Below are 20,013 nucleotides of genomic sequence, written 5' to 3' on the forward strand. Positions count from 1 at the left end.
CTTTTCCTCACCTGAGTGTTGATCAGAGCCCGTTTACCGGGACTTTCAGCATTTTTTTGCCGCTGCTATCCGTCGGCACCTGACCGGCGCGCATATTGACCTGAAGCGACGGAATGATCAGACGCGGCATATCAAGCTGGGCATCACGCTCGGTGCGGAACTTGATGAAGTCTTCGCGGGTCTTGCCTTCGCCAACGTGGATGTTGTGCTTTTTCTCTTCGCCAACGGTGGTCTCCCACTTGATCTCGCGACCATTGGGGCCGTAGTCGTGGCACATGAACAGACGCATATCGTCCGGCAGGGCGAGGAGCTTTTGGATGCTGTCATAAAGCGTCCCGGCATCACCGCCCGGGAAGTCGGCACGGGCCGAGCCGCCATCAGGCATGAACAGGGTATCACCGACAAAGGCGGCATCGCCCATGACATGGACCATGCAGGCCGGGGTATGACCCGGGGTATAGATGGCAAAGCAGGTCATGGAGCCAACCTGATAGGTATCGCCATCTTCAAACAGGCGATCAAACTGGCTGCCATCGCGCTGGAATTCGGTGCCTTCGTTAAACACCTTGCCGAACGTGTCCTGCACAACTGTGATCTTGCTGCCGATACCAAGCTTGCCGCCGAGCCTTTGCTGAATATAGGGTGCTGCCGACAAATGGTCGGCATGGACATGGGTCTCGATGATCCATTCCAGTTTCAGGCCGTTATCCTTGATGAAGGCAATGATGTTATCGGCGTGGGTAAAGGTGATCCGACCCGCCGCATAATCGATATCCATCACGGAATCGACAACTGCACAGGCATTGCTTTCCGGGTCCTTGACCACATAGCTGATCGTGTTGGTGTCTTCGTCGAAAAAGGCCGTAACTTCGGGTTTTACGGACATATTGACCGGATATGCAGACATGGAGTCCTCCTAAACAACTGCCTCCGTGCCGCCTTATGACTGGCGCGCGCCGGATGGATTTGCGATGTCCCTTGCCCGCCTTGTTTGCGGACAAAACATCTGGCTATGGTCTTTATTTTAGGAGTTCGCGATGTGCACTTCAGTGATGAAGTCACCAAACATCGAAACATTAACACCTAATAATTCTAAAGTCGCAGGGCCGCTGTGCTTGCGGCTGAAATTCTAGCTCTGGGCCAGTTTTTCCAACGCCGCACGATCAATCAGCCGGATGGTGCCGCGCGATTGTTCAATCCAGCCCCGACGCTGAAATTCCTGAAGCTGGCGCGAAATCACTTCACGGGCAGAACCCAGTTCGACCGCCAGTTTCTGATGGGTTGCTGACACCGTATCATTGTTCCCTGCCAATTCGATCAGCTTGTGGGCCAGACGGATATCAAGCTTCTGGAACGCGATTTCTTCGATCACCATGAACAGATCGGTGATGCGTTTGGAATAGGCGGTAAAGACAAACTGGCGGAACTCGATTGAGTCCGAGACAAGCTTGTCAAACACCTTGCGCGGGATCGCCACCGCACGGGTTTCGGTTTCGGCAATCCCCTCGGCCGAGTAATCCTCGTAAGCCAGAAGGCAGGCCGTCGTCAGAACGCAGCTTTCGCCCGCATGAACCCGATAAAGAACGATTTCACGACCGGTATCGGATGTCTGCTGCACACGCACAGTGCCATCAAGTAGCAGCAACAGGTGTTCCGGCGATTTGCCCGGTCCGAAAATGACCGTGTTGGCCGGAACGGTGACGATCTTGCTTTCTTCGACAAGGTAGGATCGGATGGCATCGGGCAAACGTGACAGACCCGGAAACTGGTCGATCCAACTCAAAACCTTATCCCCCTTGGAAGCGTGGATTAAAACTACATCCCGTTCGATGTAAAAGTAAATTATCCCCGATGCAACTGTACTTTGGAATATCTACGAAAACGGGCAGCCAATTGCTGCCCGTGCTGTGTAAGTATGCAGCGATGCCGTGATGGCGTGATGGATGCGCCCTACTCGGTTTTCTGTGGCGGGATGTGCAGATTGCCCTTGTCATCAATTTCCCAGAACGGATTAAACGCCACTTCCCACGCATGGCCATCCGGATCACGGAAATAACCGGAATACCCACCCCAAAAGACCTTCTCGGCAGGCTTCTGGATTTTGGCCCCGGCCTTCTCAGCCTCTGCCATCACCTGATCGACTTCTTCTTCGCTGCGCGCGTTATAAGCCAGCGTCAATCCGGCAAAGCTGGCACCTGTGTCGTCATCAAAGTGCCCGTCTTCCTTAAGCGCTTCGCGCCCGAACAGACCAAGGGCCAAACCGTTGGAGAGCTGGTAAAACACCACCTGCCCTTCAACCATTTCGGTCATCTGCCAGCCGAGGCCACCTTCGTAAAAACGCCGCGATCGATCCAGATCCGCAACACCCAGAGTAATCAGCGAAACACGCTGTTCCATTTCACGCTCCTTGCTCTGCGCACCCGAAACCCGACTAAACTTAACACGCCAGATTTTTACCGCCGAGCATAGACTCGGCCCTATTCGCAATTTCGCAGCGCAACAGTGCCGCAATTTTATTGCGCGTAAATCGGTACCGGAATAAGTAAATAATAAGTTGACCTTACGTCAACAGATGCAATCAGGCGTTTTGCATAGTGCGATGCGACTTCGCTTTGAAAAAAGGTCAGTCTTTATTACCATTTCAAGGTCAGGCACAGGTCCCGCACACCCGACCTGACAGATAAATTAAAGGTCATACCGAAACACTGCACCAACACCCATATCAATAAAAGCAGTGCATTGGGCCCGAAATGACCCCGCATATCAGAGAGATCCCAGGGAGACCGGTCATGGCACAACAATTGGCGGCAGTCCAACTCGACGACAAATACACGCTTGAGGAAGGCCGGGTTTACCTTACAGGTATTCAGGCACTGGTCCGTTTGCCCCTGATGCAGCGCCAGCTTGATGCGCGCGCGGGGCTAAATACCGCCGGCTGCATTTCGGGATATCGCGGATCGCCGCTGGGTGGACTTGATCAGCAGCTTTGGCGCGCCCAAAAATTCCTGACCAAACAACAGATCGAATTTCAGCCGGGCGTGAACGAAGACCTTGCCGCCACCGTCGTCTGGGGCAGCCAGCAGGTCAATATGTACAAGGATGCCAAATATGATGGCGTCTTTGGCATGTGGTATGGCAAAGGCCCCGGCGTGGATCGGTCCGGCGATGTTTTCAAACACGCCAACCATGCTGGCACCTCGCAACATGGTGGGGTGCTCGTGCTGGCGGGCGACGACCACTCCTGCAAATCATCCACCCTGCCCCATCAGACCGAATATGCCTTTATTGATGCGCAAATCCCGGTTTTAAACCCGTCAGGCGTTCAGGATATCCTTGATTACGGCATTCATGGCTGGGCCATGAGCCGCTATTCCGGTTGTTGGGTGGCGATGAAAACCATCGCCGAAACAGTGGAAAGTTCGGCTGCAGTTGATGTTGCCCCGGACCGCATCACGCCGGTCATTCCCACCGATTTTGCCATGCCCGAGGGCGGCCTGCACATCCGCTGGCCCGATACCCCCAAGGAGCAGGAACATCGCCTGATGAAATACAAGCTGTATGCCGCACTGGCATATGCGCGGGCGAACAAGCTTAATAAAACCGTTATCGACAGCCCGAATGCGCGACTTGGTATCATCACAACGGGCAAGGCATACCTTGATGTCATGCAGGCCTTTGACGACCTTGGCATTTCCGAAGAGGACGCCGCACAAATTGGCATTCGCGTGCTTAAGGTTGGTATGAGCTGGCCACTGAACCGTGATGATGTGCGCGAATTCGCCATGGGGCTGGAAGAAATCATCGTTGTCGAGGAAAAGCGCGCGGTGATGGAAAACCAGGTCAAGGAGCAACTTTATAACTGGCGCGAAGACGTGCGCCCGCAAGTCATCGGCAAGTTCGATGAAAAAGGCGAATGGATTTTGCCGTCCATGGATGAACTGACCCCGGCACGCATTGCCGTGGTGCTGGCCGAGCGCATCAAACGGTTCTATGACAGCCCGGCCATTCATGACCGCATCGACTGGCTGGCGGAAAAGGAACGCGAAATTGCCGAACCGCGCCCGGATGTCGCGCGCATTCCCTGGTTCTGCCCGGGGTGCCCGCATAACAGTTCGACCAAGGTCCCCGAAGGCAGCCGTGCCATGGCCGGGATCGGTTGCCATTACATGGTCAACTGGATGGATCGATCCACCGAAACCTTTACCCATATGGGCGGCGAAGGTGCGACATGGATCGGACAGGCACCGTTCACCCATACCAAGCACGTTTTCCAGAACCTGGGCGATGGTACCTATTACCATTCAGGCTCCCTTGCCGTGCGGGCCGCGGTCGCATCGGGTGTGAACATCACCTATAAAATCCTGTTTAACGACGCAGTCGCCATGACTGGCGGACAGCCGGTTGACGGCCCGCTAACCGTGCCGCAGATCACGCGCCAGATGTTTGACGAAGGTGCCAAACGCATCATCGTTTTGTCAGATGAGCCCGAAAAGTATCCAATGGGTGCGGACTTTGCACCGGGTGTCGATATCCGCCATCGTGATACGCTGGAAGACACCCAGAAAGAATTGCGTGAAATCGAAGGCGTTTCGATCCTGATCTTTGATCAGACCTGTGCGGCCGAAAAACGCCGTCGTCGAAAACGCAAACTGATGGTTGATCCGCCCAAGCGCGTGTTTATCAATGATCTGGTCTGCGAAGGCTGCGGTGATTGTGGCGAACAGTCCAACTGCCTTGCCGTCGTTCCGGTCGAGACCGAGTTTGGCCGCAAACGCGCGATTGACCAGTCGGCATGCAACAAGGATTTCTCCTGCCTCAAGGGCTTCTGCCCAAGCTTTGTCACCATCGAAGGCGGCGAGCTTCGCAAACCCGATGCCGCCGCCAAGGGCGATACCGGTACCGACGCAGTCTTTGCCAGCCTGCCGCGCCCGACCCTGCCCGAAATTGACGAACCATGGTCGGTTCTGGTCACGGGCGTTGGCGGCACCGGTGTTGTCACCATCGGCGCACTTCTTGGTATGGCGGCCCACATCGAGGGCAAGGGTATTGTCGGCCTTGATATGGCGGGCTTGGCACAAAAAGGCGGGGCGGTTGTCAGCCATATCCGCTTTGCCAACGACCAAAACAAGCTGCATGCTGCGCGCATTCCGGCCGGTGAAGCCAATGTGGTTCTGGGTTGTGACCTTCTGGTTGCGGCAAGCTATGAGGGGCTTGCCAAAATGCGCCGGAACTTTACCCAGGCGGTGATCAACACCCATGAAACCGTTACCGGCGCCTTTACCCATAACCCGGATTTTGAGCTTAAGACCAACGAGCACATGAAGGTCATCAGTGATGCCTGTGGATCTGATGCGGTTCATTTCGTGGAAGGCAGCGACATTGCGACCCGCCTGATGGGCAATTCGATTGCAACCAACCTGTTCATGCTGGGCGTTGCCTGGCAGCGCGGTCTGATCCCGATTAGTGAAGAGGCGCTTATGCAGGCGATTGAGCTTAATGGCGTGTCGATTGACATGAACAAGCAATCCTTCCATTGGGGACGCCTGTATGCCCATGACCGTGATCGCGTGATCGAGATCGTCGGCCCGAACGAGGCCGAAGCCCACCCGATTGCGACCGAGCTTTCCGATATCATCGCCAAGCGCCGCGCCTTCCTGACCGATTATCAGAACGCGGCCTATGCTGATCGTTTCACCGACCTTGTTGATAAGGTTGCAGCGGCCGAGAAACGCCTTGGCGATGAAGATGATCTGGCCCGGACAGTTGCGAAATACTACTTCAAACTGCTGGCCTATAAGGACGAGTACGAGGTTGCCCGTCTTTACACCGATCCGGCGTTCCTGAAAAAGGTCACCCAGACCTTTACGGGGGATTACAAGATCAACTTCCATCTTGCCCCGCCGTCACTTGCCAATGCCGATCCGGAGAGTGGCAAGCCGCAAAAGTCGGTTTACGGTCCATGGATGATGTCGGCGTTCCGCATGCTGGCGAAACTGAAGTTCCTGCGCGGCACCAAACTTGATCCGTTTGGCCGCAACCCGGAACGCAAGATCGAACGCCAGTTGATCACAGATTACGAGAAACTGGTAACCGAGGTCCTTGATGGCCTTAACCACGAAAATGCCCGCATCGCCAAGGCGTTGCTGGCCCTGCCCGAACACATTCGCGGTTACGGCCACGTCAAGGAAGAACACATCGCCAAGGTCAAGGTGCGCGAAGCTGAACTGCTTGAACAGTTCCGCAACCCGCCCGAACATCTCAAGGCGGCGGAATAAGCCAAAAATCAAAAGGGCCGCATGATGCGGCCCTTTTTTTGTTGCTCAGACAAAGCGCGGAAAGCGGCTTTGGAATTCAGGCAGAATGCGCATCGCCCCTTCTCGCAAACTTTTAACAGACTTTTCCTGACGTTTGCGTTGGCGGTAATCCGCAATCATGTGATCGGTTGACTCAAAGCCATCCTCGATCCCGCGATCAAGGTTTTCCCACGTCCAGTCATAGTTGATGTGCGGGGAAACCGGGATTTCAACGATATCGATCTTGCGGCCACTTTCGGCGACTTCACGTTTGAAGGCTGCAACAGCGTCTTCGCTGGCGGATGCGGCAAACAGCATGATCAGGTTATTCAGTGCGTCATAAAGGTTTTCAGGCTGACGCACCTGCTTAAGATCAAGAATACGGCTGACCCAGACCTCATCGACATCCGGATGCAGGCGCAGGAAATCAAAGAAGTTGACCGTATCAACAGTCGCCCCCTCGCAATAGGTATCGCCGTTGATTTCGACCGGCTCTTCGATAAACGGCAAGGCAGAACAGGCACACAGCGTCTGCGCGTTCATCTGTGGCAGGTCGTAGTGATCAGGTTTGTTGGTGAAAAGTTCAAGCCGCTGCTTGGAAAGGTTATAGGCGTTGTGGAACATGGCCGGCTTGCCGGGCTGATAAAGCCGATCAAAGTTCAGCCGGTCCAAGAACATGCTGTCTGGTGAATAGATCTTGGCCAGTCCCTTGGTCTGGGTCTGATAGATCGATCCGACCAGAAGACGCGACAGGGGATTTGCCGCCAGAAAACCGTTTAGCAAAACATCGTTGAAATTGTGCGGCGTCCAATATTTCGGATTGCCCATGAAATGCTGCACATGTTCAACGGCCTCGCCAATGGCGTCTGGCACGATCAGCCCCTGATAGCTGCTAGGGTTAAAGAAGTAATTGAGTTTGTTGGTGAAATCAGAAAAGAAGTCCGGTGCAAAGGCCGATGCAATCGGGAACCGTTCATAGACACTTGCGGGTCGGAAAATTTTACGAAAGAAGGCGATGGTCTGGTCAAGTTCCTGACCCTCGTCGGCCTGATGCCAGGCAACCGAGAGCCAAGCGCCGATACAGGCAGACGACCAGATATCAAATTTTATATCCGGTTCCTGCTGCAGACGCTTAAGCACCCCGATGCTTAAGCCAACAGCAGGCCCGCCGCCTGACAGAAAGATAGCTCGTTTGATCTTTTCCACGTCGCGATCTCCTTGTTGAAAACCGAATAGTTCGGTCCAAACAACATGGCGCAAACGATAAGAATGCCATCGCGTGCACCACCGCTCACCCCCAGGAGATACCAGTCCGTCTTTGCGGACCTGTAGATACAGCCATCATTATAATGATTTTAAGCCGCTACATTTGAGACAATTCTTCAATAGTGATGTGACAAAACACGCGATTACATATACGTAGATATATTAAATCTGGTGACTCATATACTAAATCGCAATTTTGATCAGAGTCATGTTAAGTATTTTCTAAACTATGCACCCGAAATCCAACTCGTTTAACTTAACAAATATTTTACAAATCGACCCATTTTACTTGAAACACAAAAACCGCCCGGAGGCGGTTTTTGCTTTCTGGATGTGATTACTTTTTAGTCGTAATAACCCACCATGAAAATCTTGCCGTCATGGGCTTTCACCCAGGTTTTCTTTTCGGCAAGTTTTTTGGTCTGCGGATGTGTCCAGGTGTAGTTGGACCAACCACCATCCGGCGATGCCTTTCCGGTTTCGACCATGTCACGAATGATGAACTTGCTGTTCACATCCTGAAGGTCCCAAAGGCCCGGGTTGTTAACAAGCTTCGGGTTGATCGCGTGTGTCAGGAACGTGCCTTTTTCGCCATCAGCAACAATGACGTAAAACTCGTCAAAGACGAATTCACCGGACTTGTCGTTGAACATATCAAAGGATTTCTCCTGCCCGACGTCGTCATAAAGGGCGATTGCCTTATCCACCAGATCCTTGGCGGTTGCTTCCTTATCTTGGGCCATGGCCGACGATACACTCAAAACCATCAGCAACGACGCCAGAGCCGCACCGAAAGAACGCAAAACCTTATTCATCCTGAATTTCCCTTGTTGATCATAGATAGATGTCGTGATTGACGATTGGTTGGTTGAAACAAATGAACACAAAGGTCCGTCAGACGGCGCGCAGCCGTGCAACAAGACCGTCAACCGAACTGCTTAGCCCTGCCATTTCGCGGCTAAGCTCTGCGGTTGCCTCGCCCACACTTCCCGCAGAATCACGGGTCGCCCGGGCAATGTCGCGCACATCACCAATGCCGCCTGACACGGTTTCCGCATAACCGGCAGCCTCGGTGATACTGGTGCTGATCTGGCCTGTCGCATTGCCTTGCTCCATGACAGATTCAGCCGTCAGTCTCAGAATTTCGTTGATGCCCTGAACGCTTTCGACAATCGTTCGGATCGCCTCAACCGCCTGTCCGGTTTCGGCACGGACATTGGCAATTTCAGATGCAATTTCCTCGGTCGATTTCGCCGTCTGGCTGGCAAGGTTTTTGACCTCGTTGGCAACAACGGCGAACCCTTTGCCGGCCTCACCGGCACGGGCCGATTCAATCGTGGCGTTAAGTGCCAGAAGGTTGGTCTGCTCAGCAATATTGCCGATCAGGGCAGCGACATCCTCGATACGGATGCTGGCTTCTTCAAGACGGCGGATTTTCTCATCGGCGTCGCGGGCCTGTTCGCTGGCTTCCTGTGCCTGACGGCTACTTTTCTGGATTTCCTCGCTGATATTGGCAATCGCCGAGGCCAGGCCGGATGCCGCCTGGGCGATCTCGCCCATGTTGTGGCTGGACTTGCCGGATGCATCAAAGGCGTTTTCGCTCTGATGGTCGGTGCGCTCGGCATTGTCGAGAAGCGCTGATGCAGATGCGCCGATCTCCTCGATCGCGGCACTGACTGCCGTTGCTGTGCCCTGTACCGACGTTTCAATATCGCGCGCCAGTTCCTGCATGATCAGGCGTTTTTCCTCGACCGCACGGGCTTCATCCTGCAGGCGCTGTTCTTCCGCGGCTTCAAGGCTTTCGGCGTTCTGGCGGAACACCTCAACCGCATCGGCCATCTTGCCCATCTCATCCTTGCGCGCGGTATAGGGAACCGATATGTCGGTTTTGCCTTCGGCAATTTCGCGCATGACATGGGTCAGCTTTTTGACCGGCGCACCGATCAGGCTTGCGATGACAAAACTGATCACCGCCATGGCGATAGATGCCGACACAGCCGCGATAATTGTCTGATCCTGTGCCGAACTGCCAACTTCCATGGCCGCACCGCTCGCACTGTCCATTCTGAGTTCTGCGGTTCCGCGCAGCTTGGAAAGAATGTCCATCAGTGCTTCATAGTCGGACTGTGCAGACCAGGAAAAGCTGAGCGCCCCGGTATAATCAATGTCGAGCATGCCAAGGACCTGATTGACCTTGCCAAGATAGCCATCAAAGCGTTCCTGCGCATCAACCGACATCTGGCGGCCGGATTCCGGGAGACTTTCGTTTTCAAGCAACGTTACGAAGGACTGACGCGCTTCTTCGATCTGGGTTTCAAGATCCTGGGAAACGGCTTCCATCCGATCCCCTTCAACACCGGCGGCAGACCAGGAAAGCATGCGATAAAGGGTCTGGTGCACCCGGGTCACATTGCGATCAATCTCGCCAATATCCTTGACCTCGGGATATGCCTTGCTGACAGCGAATTCCAGACCATCAGAAAGTGACATGATGGCCCGCCCGCCAATCAGGCTGACAGCGATGATCGCAATAACCGCAATTACCGGCAAAATGGAAAGTTTGGTCCCGATATTCAGATTCGCAAAAGTCTTCATTCTTTGGATATCCAAAATTGACATTCACAGATGACATCAGGCGGCGTCGTTACTTGCCGCCAGAAGTTTGGCAACAGTCACGTCGCCGGTGGTATTTCGATATGCAGAAAGAACATCGTTGGTCGCGCGATAGCCGTCCCCGATGCTTCGATCGAGGTTTTCCCACGTCCAGTCGCAGCTGATATTGGCTTCAACCGGGATTTCGGTGACCCGGATATCGCGCCCGCTTTCGGCGACCTTGCAAGTGAAGAGCTTGACGTCATCTTCACTGGTGGTTGCCGCATACAGCATCACCAGATTGTTCAGCGCGTCATAAAGATTTTCGGGTTGGCGGATCTGTTTGATGTCAAGGATGCGACTGACCCACACCTCGTCGAGATCGGGGTTCAAGCGCTCCCTTTTTAGGGCGCCGATGCTCAAACCAACTGCTGGTCCACCACCAGCCAAAGCGATCGCACGTTTCTTTTCCGCCATGTCATCGTCCCCCGACGAAGGAACCGGGCGTTACACCCAACACGGGCCAGTCGACACAAAGGTCAAAGACAGAAATCGAAAACTGCTCAGTCTGGCCCAAACGTTCTCGCAATGCTTATATTGCATCGCACAAACACAACCCTTAGACCAGTGCGCTTCGTCACACCTAAACCTATACGTTTTGATACTACTCAGATGTATATCAAAAGTTGAAATCCACATTATTACCTAAATATCAACAACTTAATGCCATTCATAAATATGAAATAATAACAGGAAACTATCCTTTCGAGAGCCTATCCCAATACATTTTCCTTTGAAGAAAACTTGTTTACTCGCGCTGCTGCGGCCTGTCCGAAGGAGATCAGGAGCTTTTTTCGACGCGCTGCGGAAAGCTTTTTTTCCGCACTTGCACGGATGATCGCGGCCTCAAAGCGGTCGGCAACGATCAGTCCGACATCATCAGGAATCAGATCCTTGGGAAAGTGCATTGGAACAGCAAAAAAGAACCGGTCACAGTAATCCAGATAGCTATGCCATTTTTGGTCGACACGGAAATCCTCGACCGATGATTTAACCTCGACCGCCCACAGCTCCCCTTTGGGGCCAAGCGCCAGCACATCAAGCCTGCGACCATTGCCCAGACGAAGCTCCGTCAGGCAGGCCATTTCGTGATGATATAACAGCCGACAGACACCTTCGGTGACCTCGGCGGTGATTTCGGGGCGGGATGCGGTTGTCATGTACCAAGATTACAAACGCAAAAGCCCGCTTGAAAGCGGGCTTTTGGTATTCTCGGCAGGTCTGCTGACAGGATGGTGTCAGCTCATACCCAGCGCACGTTTGTACACTTCCAGGATTTCTTCCTGTTCGGTGCGCTCGTGGTCTTCCATTTTGCGCAGACGAATGATCTGGCGCAGGATTTTCACGTCATAGCCAAGCGCCTTGGCTTCGCCATAGACTTCCTTGATGTCAGCCATCAGGTTGGCTTTTTCTTCTTCAAGGCGTTCGATACGCTCGACATAACTCGCAAGCTGATCGGCTGCGATACCACCGACTTCGGTCATCAATTCTTCTCCGATGATGGATTGCACAGCGGATATCCGATGCGCGGAATTCAAAGGGCCCAAACCCGTTTCGGCGCGACGATACTCAATGCACCGGTCGCTGACAAGCCGTTAGAGTCTGCTCCGATTAGCTTGCATCGCTTTTGTTAGTGTTTGGCGAATCTATTTGGCAAGGCACAGCGCGAAGGGCGATGTGGAGCATCGTTCAAGCGGTGTAACGCAGCGAAACATCGCCAAACCGAACCCTTCGGGCCGGGACATCCATCCGCCCTGCAGCGTCACGGATCTTGACCGTAGCACCGCTACGCCCTGCGATCCATTCCTTGCCGGACACAAGAATGTCCTCGGCAAAACGATGTAAGATAATCGGAGCAGACTCTAGGTATCCGATCTTGCGTTGGGATCTGTCCGTTCAATCAGCACGTCGGCAACCGCGATCAATGCGTCCTTTGACGAGGCGCCGAGTTCGATTGCTGCGTCATAGATTTCGCGCTGTCTGCGCGCACTGGTGCCGCGTTTTATGATGGTGCGTGCATGTTCGACTTCATCAACACAACCAAAGAATTCAGCATCGGGCCGGATCAGCTCCAAGATCTCCTCAAGCAGATCTGCATAGGGCACGATTTCACCCCGGCCAAAATCGATCAGACCGGCCTTCTCGCCCGGATCACTGCCATAACGGCATGCCCGCCAGCGGTTTTCACGCACAAGCATGTTGGCATAAATCCGCCAGCGTTGATTGTTGCGCCGCAAACGATACAGCATGCGCATCAAACATCGCGTAATCGATGCAACACAGACCGCGTCCTCAAGGTCGGTACAAACATCGGCGATCCGCATTTCAAGGGTCGGCCAGCGATCACTTGGCCGCAAATCCCACCAAAGCTTTGTGCCATCCTCGATCACGCCGGCATTGATCAGCATATCGACATGGCGGCGATATTCCGCCCAGGATCCAAACACTTCCGGAAGGCCGGTGCGCGGCAGGTTATCAAACACCGACAAGCGAAATGTCTGAAGCCCGGTTTCCTTGCCGCGCCAGAAAGGCGAGCTTGTGGTGAGTGCGAGAAGATGGGGCAAAAAATAGCTCGCCTGCGCCATCAGTTCGATACGCAGGTCGTCATCTTCGATCCCGACATGAACATGCATCCCGCAAATCAGCAAACGGTCGACCACGGTGCGCAGATCGCGCGCGATGGTGTTGTACCGTTCGCCATCGGTATGTTTCTGATCGTCCCATTGTGCAAAGGGATGGGTCGATGCCGCCAGCAGCGCCATATCGTATTTCGCCGCCACCTCGGAAAGCGTGCTGCGCATTTCAATAAGCTGCTCACGCGCCTCAAGTGCGCTGTTGCAAACCTTGCTGCCAGTTTCGACCTGACAGCGCATAAATTCGCTTGAAACCTGATCGCCAAGCTTTGCCTTGGCGTCCTTGAGGAATTCGGCAGGCGGGTCTTTGGCAAGATCGCGCGTTTCACGATCCACGAGCCAGAATTCTTCTTCTATGCCGATGGAAAATCCCGGCTCGCGCGCGTTGGCCCCTGCCAAATCAGTCTCTCCTGATCTTGTAAAGGTTCGGATCCGCAAGGATGTCGGCAAAGGCATCGCCAAGGATTTTTGCCCATTTTTCACATCCCGCGTCAGTATCGATCAGATCCTGACGGATTTCAATCGACACACAGGGAAGACCAGCCGCTTCGCCGTGATGGTCAATCGTGTAATCGGCCAAATGACGCCCGGAATAAGGTTCGTTATCGCCGATGGTCAAATCCGGGTTTTGCGCCCGCAGCGTTTCAAGCAGTGGCACCGGAATGCGATCATCCTGATCCCACAAAACACCGATTTCCCATGGGCGTTCAAAGCCCTGAAACACGGGTGTAAAGCTGTGAATGGCAATCAGAGCCGGGGCGATTTTATGGGCGTGGAAATTGGCAATCTGTTCTTCGATCGCCCAATGATAGGGCAGGAAAATCTCGCGGATGCGCTGCATATGTTCGCTGGGCGAGACATTCTTGTTGCCCGGCACCACGGTCTGATCGGCGATTTCCGGCATCCCCGTCGGATCCCAAAGCTGGCGGTTGCAATCAATAACCAGCCGCGAATATCCGCCAAGAACTGCGCGGCAATCAAACCGTTCGACCAGAATTTCGGTCACCTTGCGCGCACCGATATCCCAACCGATATGGCGTTTGCGCTCTTCCTCGGGCAGGCCGAGCGTGCCAAGGCTTTTGGGGATCTCCCGGGACGCGTGGTCACAGACAAAAAGCGAATGACCCTTGCCGTTTTCGTTCAATATCTCAAACGGGGCTGGATCATCATGGCCCAAAAGGGTCCCGGCTTGGTTCGGCACGCGAGTTCTCCTGAAATCTGGTGGTCTTTGGGTATCTGCTGGTTTGATGGCGGTATCCCTCGGTACCACTGCCACCAAAGCGCCAGTGAAAGTGGGGCGGATACGCCGATCATCCCCTGTTGAACTATCAATTTATCCCTACCGAAACAAGATTGCACTGCAATAAGCGCGAGTGGTGCATATCGACACTTTGCGTCGCCGCCAAACATCCCGTAAACTGGTATGACCATTGCGCGAACCAATATCGATATCGCTGCACTGGCAGAGAAAAACACGATTGGAGACAACCCAACATGCCGTCTGCCAAGACGCTTCAGGCACAAGACGACGCGGAAACCAAGCGCCCCAAAAGGATTGCCGATCAGGTTGCCGATCAAATTCTTGAAAAGATCTCAGATGGCATTTTTCTGCCCGGTGATCGCCTGCCCGGCGAACGACAGCTTGCCGAAAGCATGTCGGTCAGCCGCGTGTCGGTGCGCGCCGCCTTGCAAAAGCTCAAGACACGTGGGTACTTGCGTGCGGTTCAGGGTGGCGGCACGGAAATCCTGTCATCCACCGGGATCGACATGGACACCGCGATGACCGATCTGGTGCGCGATTCGATCAGTAATCTGCGCGATCTTCAGGAAATTCGCTGCACACTTGAAACCTGGGCTGCACGGCGGGCTGCGATCAACGCCAGTGACGAGGATATCAAACTTCTGCGCATGGCCTATCGTCAGGCGCATGACCCACGGCGGGCCGCCAAATACCGCGCGGATGATGACCACCGACTGCACATGATGATCGGCCGGGCGACAGGCTCGATCATTTACTATCACGTGATGAAAATGCTGCATGATGTGTTGCAGGCAGCGCTCAATGAAATCCGCTTCAATGGCATGGTCGGCCCGACCTTTGACCGCATGGTGCAGGAACATCACCGCGACATTATCGAAGCCATCGCGGCCCACGACCCGGACGCCGCCGAAAAGGCGATGTCAAACCATCTGCAGGCCGTGATTGATTTCTTCAAGACCGCATCTGACAAGCAGGCAACCTAAAAACCCGGACCAAACCGGCCACAATCCAATCAGGGAAACCCGATATGACGACTTCGCGCGAAAAACTTCTGGCTTTGATGGATGCGGCACTGAAGGCCGCCGACCCCGGGGTTCAGATCCCGCGCAACCTGCCCGAACCGCCAAAGGGCAAAACCATCGTCATTGGTGCGGGCAAGGCATCGGCCAATATGGCGCGTGCATTCGAAAAGGCTTGGAAAGGCGATGTCGAAGGTCTGGTCGTCACCCGCTATGGCCATGCGGTTGAGTGTGACCAAATCGAAATTGTCGAGGCATCCCACCCGGTCCCCGATGCTGCGGGCGAAAAGGCCGCCAAACGCATCCTTGATATCGTTTCTGATGCCGGCCCCGATGATCTGGTTGTCTGCATGATTTCCGGTGGTGGATCGGCGCTTCTTGCCCTGCCCGGACCGGGTTTGACCCTTGAAGACAAACAGGCCATCAGCAAGGCGCTTTTGCGCAGTGGCGCAACGATTTCGGAAATGAACTGCGTGCGCAAACACCTCTCCGCAATCAAGGGGGGCCGCCTGGCCAAGGCATCGGCACCGGCGCGCATGGTGACCTATCTTGTATCTGATGTGCCCGGTGATGATCCGGCGATCATTGCATCCGGGCCGACCGTATCCGATCCGACGACCGGGCAGGATGCGCTTGATATCATCCGCCATTATCAGATCGACATTCCGCAGGCCGCCAAGGACCTTTTGCAAAGTGCAGAGGACGAGACAATAAAGCCCGATGATCCCTGCTTTGACGGCCATGAAACCATCATGCTAGCCCGCCCGCAGGATAGCCTTGAGGCCGCAGCATCGGTTGCGCGTGACATGGGGCTGAATGCCGTCATCCTTGGTGACGCCATCGAGGGTGAGGCACGCGAAGTCGCCATCGTCCATGCCGGAATTGCCCATCAGGTTGCCAACCATGGCCAACCGGCGGCAAAGCCCTGTGTCCTGCTGTCGGGCGGCGAAACAACCGTCACCGTGCGCGGCAAGGGTGGCCGAGGTGGCCGCAATAGCGAGTTCTTGCTGTCACTTTTGCTGCAACTTCGCGATCAGCCGGGTTTCACAGCACTGGCGATTGACACCGATGGCATTGATGGCAGCGAAGATAATGCCGGGGCAATCATTGACGCCAAAAGTTGGCAAACCGCCCAGAAGACCGGTATCGACCTTCGCGAATACCTTGCCAACAACGATGCGTACAGCGCGTTTGCCAAGATCGATGATCTTCTGGTGACCGGCCCGACCCTGACCAACGTCAACGATTTTCGGGCCATTCTGATCGAATAGATTCGGGAATCAGGCACCGGGTTTTGGCATCCAAGGACGGACCCAGCCAAGCCCGTCTTCGGTCTTGCCGTGCGGCTTGTATTCACAGCCGATCCAGCCTTCATAGCCAATGCGATCCAGCATATAGAACAGGAAGGGGTAATTAAGTTCGCCGCTGTCAGGCTCATGCCGACCCGGTGCACCGGCGACCTGAACATGGGCGATGCTGTCGATATGTTTATCCAGCCGCGCGGCGATGTTCCCGCCAACAATCTGGGCGTGATAGATATCGAACTGCAGTTTCAGCCGCGGGTGATCAAGCTGTTCAAGGATCACGGCCGCCTGTTCAACGGAATTAAGCAAGTAACCCGGCATATCAAGCGGATTGATCGGCTCGATCAGGATATCGACCCCGGCCTGATCGGCAAGGTCCGCAGCATAAAGCAGATTGTCGCAATAAAGCCGGGCAAGTTCGCCGGGATCTTCGCCCTTGCCCATCAGCCCGGCCATGCAATGAAGCATCTTGCAATCGGTTGCCGCCGCGTAATCAAGCGCCTTTACGACAGAATCGCGAAAAGCTTCCTCGCGCCCTGGGCGACATGCAAGACCGCGGTCACCCGCCTCCCAGTTACCGGCGGGCAGGTTAAATAAAACCTGTTCCAGACCGTTGTCATTCAAAAGCGATTTGACCGTGGAAAGCGGCATGTCATAGGCGCCGATATATTCCACCCCGACAAAGCCGGCATCTGCCGCCGCGGCGAACCGTTTTTCAAACGGCAAGTCGGCAAACAGAAACGAAAGGTTGGCAGCAAAGCGGGGCATGATCCATCCACACGAGTGATTAACAATCGCATATGGTTTCCGATGCAGCCCGCAAGGTCAATCGTCAATCGTCGGATTGCTCGGGAATTGGCACCGAAGATGCCACTTCGCTTCTGATCCACTCCCCGAATGCTTCAACTTCGCGAAGGTTATCGCCCCGGCCCGTATGCACATAGTGATAGCAATGCCCTTTGATTTCCGGGCCAAATGGCATCATCAGCAATCCTGCATCAATTTCTGCGCGCACCATCACCGGACTGGCCAAAACAACACCTTGGCCTGCAATCGCCGCCTGAATGGCGTGACTGTCATCGGAAAAACTGATCCCGGCGGATGGCAAGTGATCTGCAGCGCCTGCCACCTGCCCCCATCTTTGCCATGTCGGGGTCGCATCATCGGGGCGTAGCCAGTCAAAATGCAGCAAAGTCGCATTGCGCAAGTCTTCCGGTTTTTTCAGGCCCAATGCCGGACTGCAAAGTGGTACGAACTGTTCGCGAAACATCTTGTGCGCAACCAATCCCGGATAGGGTCCGACACCATATCGAATGGCTGCATCCGCCACACCACCGGCCAGATCGACGGCCTCTGGCGAGGTATGAAGTCGCAAATTGATATCGGGGTATTCTGCCTGAAACCGGGGCAGGCGTGGCAACAGCCATTTTGCCGCAAAGGATGGAATGACTGAAACCGTCATGCTGCGCGATACGGGGCGGTTCCGCACCCGATCAACCGCCTTGGCAAAGGCGGCAAAGCCATCACGCAAAACCGGATACAACTCCTGCCCGACATCGGTCAGAACAACCTGCCGTGGCTTGCGGTCAAACAACCGGACACCCAGCGTTTCTTCAAGAAGGCGAACCTGATGGCTGATCGCAGTCGGCGTGACGCCAAGCTCGGATGCGGCATTCTTGAAACTTTGATGGCGTGCTGCGGCTTCAAAGGCGCGCAGCGTCGCAAGTGGCGGCAACGACATATGAATGAATTCAACTCATCTGTTTGCTGAGGAATTCGATTTTGCCGTGGGAATAAAATTCCGTCAATCCTTGGTTATCAAACCAAAATACAGATGAACCATTTTCATCACATGGAGAACATGATGACCAGAATTCTTCATATCGACAGCAGCGCCCGGCCCGGCAGATCCGATCAGAAACAACATGGTTCGCACAGCCGCCGCTTGACGGCCAAATTCATCGAACACTGGCTGGCCAGGCGACCGGAAACCGAAGTCATCTACCGCGATGTCGGCGCAAATCCGCCAAGCCCGGTGACCGGGGATTGGGTCCATGCTGCATTCACCAAACCCGAAGAGCGCGAAGAATGGATGCGCCACACCTTGAGTGAAAGCGATCAATTGGTCGACGAACTGCTTGCGGCCGACATCATCGTTGCCGGGGTGCCAATGTATAATTTTGGCATGCCGTCACAGATGAAGGCCTGGGTGGATAACATTGTCCGCGTTGGCCGGACATTCGGCTTTGACCGAACGCGTGGCGACGTTCCCTATTGGCCAATGGTGACCGGCAACAAATCGATTGTCGCCCTGTCATCACGTGGCGACTATGGCTATGGGCCGGATGGTCGTATTGCGCACCTGAACTTTGTCGAAGGCGGGCTGTTTACCCCGCTGCAATATATCGGCATCACCGATCAGTTTGGTGCGGCCATTGAATATGACGAATTTGCCGACGAACGAACCGAGGCCTCCATTCACGCAGCCGAACAAGAAGTCATCGGTCTTGTTGATCTGCTTCTTGCCAAACACCGCGATGTAAAGGTCGCATGATTTACCGGGCGGGAGGGCCTGACCTTCCCGCCAATTTTCGCACATATCCGCACAGCCATCTGACGGATTTCACACCACAGACCAAGACAGAGAAAGAACGGCAGGTTATAAGCAGGGACATTGATCGGGCTATCACGATAACAAGGACTGACCATGAATAACGCATTCACACTTCATCCCCAGCTTGCCGCCGATACCACCCTTGTCACCGACGGGCCGCTATCGCATGTGCTTTTGATGAATGATGCACGTTATCCTTGGCTCATTCTGGTGCCCAGACGCCCCGACCTTGTCGATTATGACGATCTGAGTGCGGTAGACCGCAAAACCCTTGGTGATGAGGTCGCGGCGGTTTCAAGCGTCATCAAACGTCGCTTTGATGCCTTCAAAACCAATGTCGCGATGCTGGGCAATATGGTTCCGCAGCTTCATTGCCACGTCATCGGCCGCTTTAAGGATGATGCCGCATGGCCAGGCCCAGTTTGGGGCGTTGGCACCGCCGAACCCTACGACGAAGACGAAGGCCGTGACCGTCTGGCCGCCCTTCGTGCCGATCTGATATCGGCCTTCAAGCATCTTTGAAGGCCGTCCCTGACATCGCCAAGGCGCAAACCGAGTGCCACCACCAAAAAGGCCAAACCCCATGCCGGATCTGGAACGCGATACGATATTCCTGCTCAAACCCGACTTTGAAGATCCTGCTTGGCCAAACCAACGCTTTTACTGCTGGCATTGTGCGTTGATTGACGGGGTTTTGGGATCTTTCCCGGACTTGCTTGCCGGACTTGATATTCGCCATATCAATTGGCCTCGCCCACGGCACGATGTGATTGCGCTTCTGGGCGAAGATCATCAGTCACTTCCGGTAATGATCCTGAAATCTGGCGATACATCATCGCTTCAAACCGGCACAGCAAATGGTCATACCTTCATTGATGGCAAGGACAACATTTTGCTGGCGTTAAGCGAACGACACGGTTTCCCTGTTCCCCACCCTTGACGCATATCAAGGCAGGCAAGTTTGGAATAAT

At 54.5% G+C, this 20,013-nt stretch carries 19 protein-coding genes; 6 read left to right on the plus strand and 13 right to left on the minus strand.

Annotation, left to right across the window (positions count from 1 at the left end):
• Positions 1–22 precede the first annotated feature (22 nt).
• The 3 genes from IT893_RS11325 to IT893_RS11335 form a co-directional block, all read right to left on the minus strand.
• Entirely contained in the window at positions 23–907 is an 885-nt protein-coding gene (locus IT893_RS11325; protein WP_197145231.1) for an MBL fold metallo-hydrolase, read from the minus strand.
• 222 nt (positions 908–1,129) lie between these two features.
• Positions 1,130–1,783, minus strand: coding sequence for a Crp/Fnr family transcriptional regulator (locus IT893_RS11330; protein WP_197145232.1), 654 nt, complete (start codon positions 1,781–1,783; stop codon positions 1,130–1,132).
• A 167-nt stretch (positions 1,784–1,950) separates the two neighbouring features.
• Entirely contained in the window at positions 1,951–2,397 is a 447-nt protein-coding gene (locus tag IT893_RS11335; RefSeq protein WP_197145233.1) for a VOC family protein, read from the minus strand.
• A 392-nt stretch (positions 2,398–2,789) separates the two neighbouring features.
• On the opposite strand from IT893_RS11335, the gene IT893_RS11340 reads away from it, so the two are divergent.
• On the plus strand, positions 2,790–6,275 hold the full coding sequence (locus tag IT893_RS11340) for an indolepyruvate ferredoxin oxidoreductase family protein (protein ID WP_197145234.1): 3,486 nt from the start codon (positions 2,790–2,792) through the stop codon (positions 6,273–6,275).
• 45 nt (positions 6,276–6,320) lie between these two features.
• On the opposite strand, the gene IT893_RS11345 is transcribed toward IT893_RS11340, so the two are convergent.
• From IT893_RS11345 to IT893_RS11380, 8 genes are all read right to left on the minus strand, one after another.
• Positions 6,321–7,499: a patatin-like phospholipase family protein gene (locus tag IT893_RS11345; protein ID WP_197145235.1), complete on the minus strand. Its 1,179-nt coding sequence runs from the start codon at positions 7,497–7,499 to the stop codon at positions 6,321–6,323.
• A 404-nt stretch (positions 7,500–7,903) separates the two neighbouring features.
• Positions 7,904–8,374 (minus strand): cache domain-containing protein, encoded by a 471-nt coding sequence (locus IT893_RS11350; RefSeq protein WP_008891347.1) that lies wholly within the window; start codon positions 8,372–8,374, stop codon positions 7,904–7,906.
• 79 nt (positions 8,375–8,453) lie between these two features.
• Positions 8,454–10,154, minus strand: coding sequence for a methyl-accepting chemotaxis protein (locus IT893_RS11355; RefSeq protein ID WP_197145236.1), 1,701 nt, complete (start codon positions 10,152–10,154; stop codon positions 8,454–8,456).
• A 36-nt stretch (positions 10,155–10,190) separates the two neighbouring features.
• Entirely contained in the window at positions 10,191–10,628 is a 438-nt protein-coding gene (locus tag IT893_RS11360; RefSeq protein WP_197145237.1) for a hypothetical protein, read from the minus strand.
• A gap of 296 nt (positions 10,629–10,924) precedes the next feature.
• The gene (locus IT893_RS11365) at positions 10,925–11,371 is read right to left on the minus strand and encodes an MmcB family DNA repair protein (protein WP_197145238.1); all 447 of its coding nucleotides are present in this window, start codon (positions 11,369–11,371) and stop codon (positions 10,925–10,927) included.
• Positions 11,372–11,449: 78 nt separating this feature from the next.
• The gene (locus IT893_RS11370) at positions 11,450–11,695 is read right to left on the minus strand and encodes a DUF2312 domain-containing protein (RefSeq protein WP_007090950.1); all 246 of its coding nucleotides are present in this window, start codon (positions 11,693–11,695) and stop codon (positions 11,450–11,452) included.
• Between the two features lie 378 nt (positions 11,696–12,073).
• Entirely contained in the window at positions 12,074–13,243 is a 1,170-nt protein-coding gene (locus IT893_RS11375; protein ID WP_008891343.1) for a carboxylate-amine ligase, read from the minus strand.
• A gap of 1 nt (position 13,244) precedes the next feature.
• Positions 13,245–14,045, minus strand: a complete 801-nt coding sequence (locus IT893_RS11380; RefSeq protein ID WP_197145239.1) for an N-formylglutamate amidohydrolase — start codon at positions 14,043–14,045, stop codon at positions 13,245–13,247.
• 293 nt (positions 14,046–14,338) lie between these two features.
• Between IT893_RS11380 and IT893_RS11385 the strand changes: the two genes are divergently transcribed.
• Positions 14,339–15,088, plus strand: a complete 750-nt coding sequence (locus IT893_RS11385; protein ID WP_063087159.1) for a FadR/GntR family transcriptional regulator — start codon at positions 14,339–14,341, stop codon at positions 15,086–15,088.
• Positions 15,089–15,132: 44 nt separating this feature from the next.
• A complete protein-coding gene (locus tag IT893_RS11390; RefSeq protein WP_197145240.1) occupies positions 15,133–16,395 on the plus strand; it encodes a glycerate kinase in 1,263 nt (420 codons plus the stop codon).
• A 9-nt stretch (positions 16,396–16,404) separates the two neighbouring features.
• Here IT893_RS11390 and otnI read toward each other — a convergent pair whose 3' ends face one another.
• Both otnI and gcvA read right to left on the minus strand, forming a co-directional pair.
• Complete coding sequence (gene otnI, locus IT893_RS11395; protein ID WP_197145241.1) at positions 16,405–17,196, minus strand: 2-oxo-tetronate isomerase; 792 nt, start codon at positions 17,194–17,196, stop codon at positions 16,405–16,407.
• Between the two features lie 64 nt (positions 17,197–17,260).
• Positions 17,261–18,169, minus strand: coding sequence for a transcriptional regulator GcvA (gcvA, locus tag IT893_RS11400; RefSeq protein ID WP_197145242.1), 909 nt, complete (start codon positions 18,167–18,169; stop codon positions 17,261–17,263).
• A 120-nt stretch (positions 18,170–18,289) separates the two neighbouring features.
• On the opposite strand from gcvA, the gene IT893_RS11405 reads away from it, so the two are divergent.
• The 3 genes from IT893_RS11405 (at position 18,290) to IT893_RS11415 (ending at position 19,982) form a co-directional block, all read left to right on the plus strand.
• A complete protein-coding gene (locus IT893_RS11405; protein ID WP_252723929.1) occupies positions 18,290–18,982 on the plus strand; it encodes an FMN-dependent NADH-azoreductase in 693 nt (230 codons plus the stop codon).
• A 153-nt stretch (positions 18,983–19,135) separates the two neighbouring features.
• On the plus strand, positions 19,136–19,564 hold the full coding sequence (locus IT893_RS11410) for an HIT domain-containing protein (protein WP_197145243.1): 429 nt from the start codon (positions 19,136–19,138) through the stop codon (positions 19,562–19,564).
• 61 nt (positions 19,565–19,625) lie between these two features.
• A complete protein-coding gene (locus IT893_RS11415) occupies positions 19,626–19,982 on the plus strand; it encodes a DUF3088 domain-containing protein (RefSeq protein ID WP_197145244.1) in 357 nt (118 codons plus the stop codon).
• The last annotated feature ends 31 nt before the right edge of the window (positions 19,983–20,013 follow it).

It is taken from the genome of Thalassospira sp. A40-3, from assembly GCF_015871485.1.
Classification (GTDB): domain Bacteria; phylum Pseudomonadota; class Alphaproteobacteria; order Rhodospirillales; family Thalassospiraceae; genus Thalassospira; species Thalassospira tepidiphila.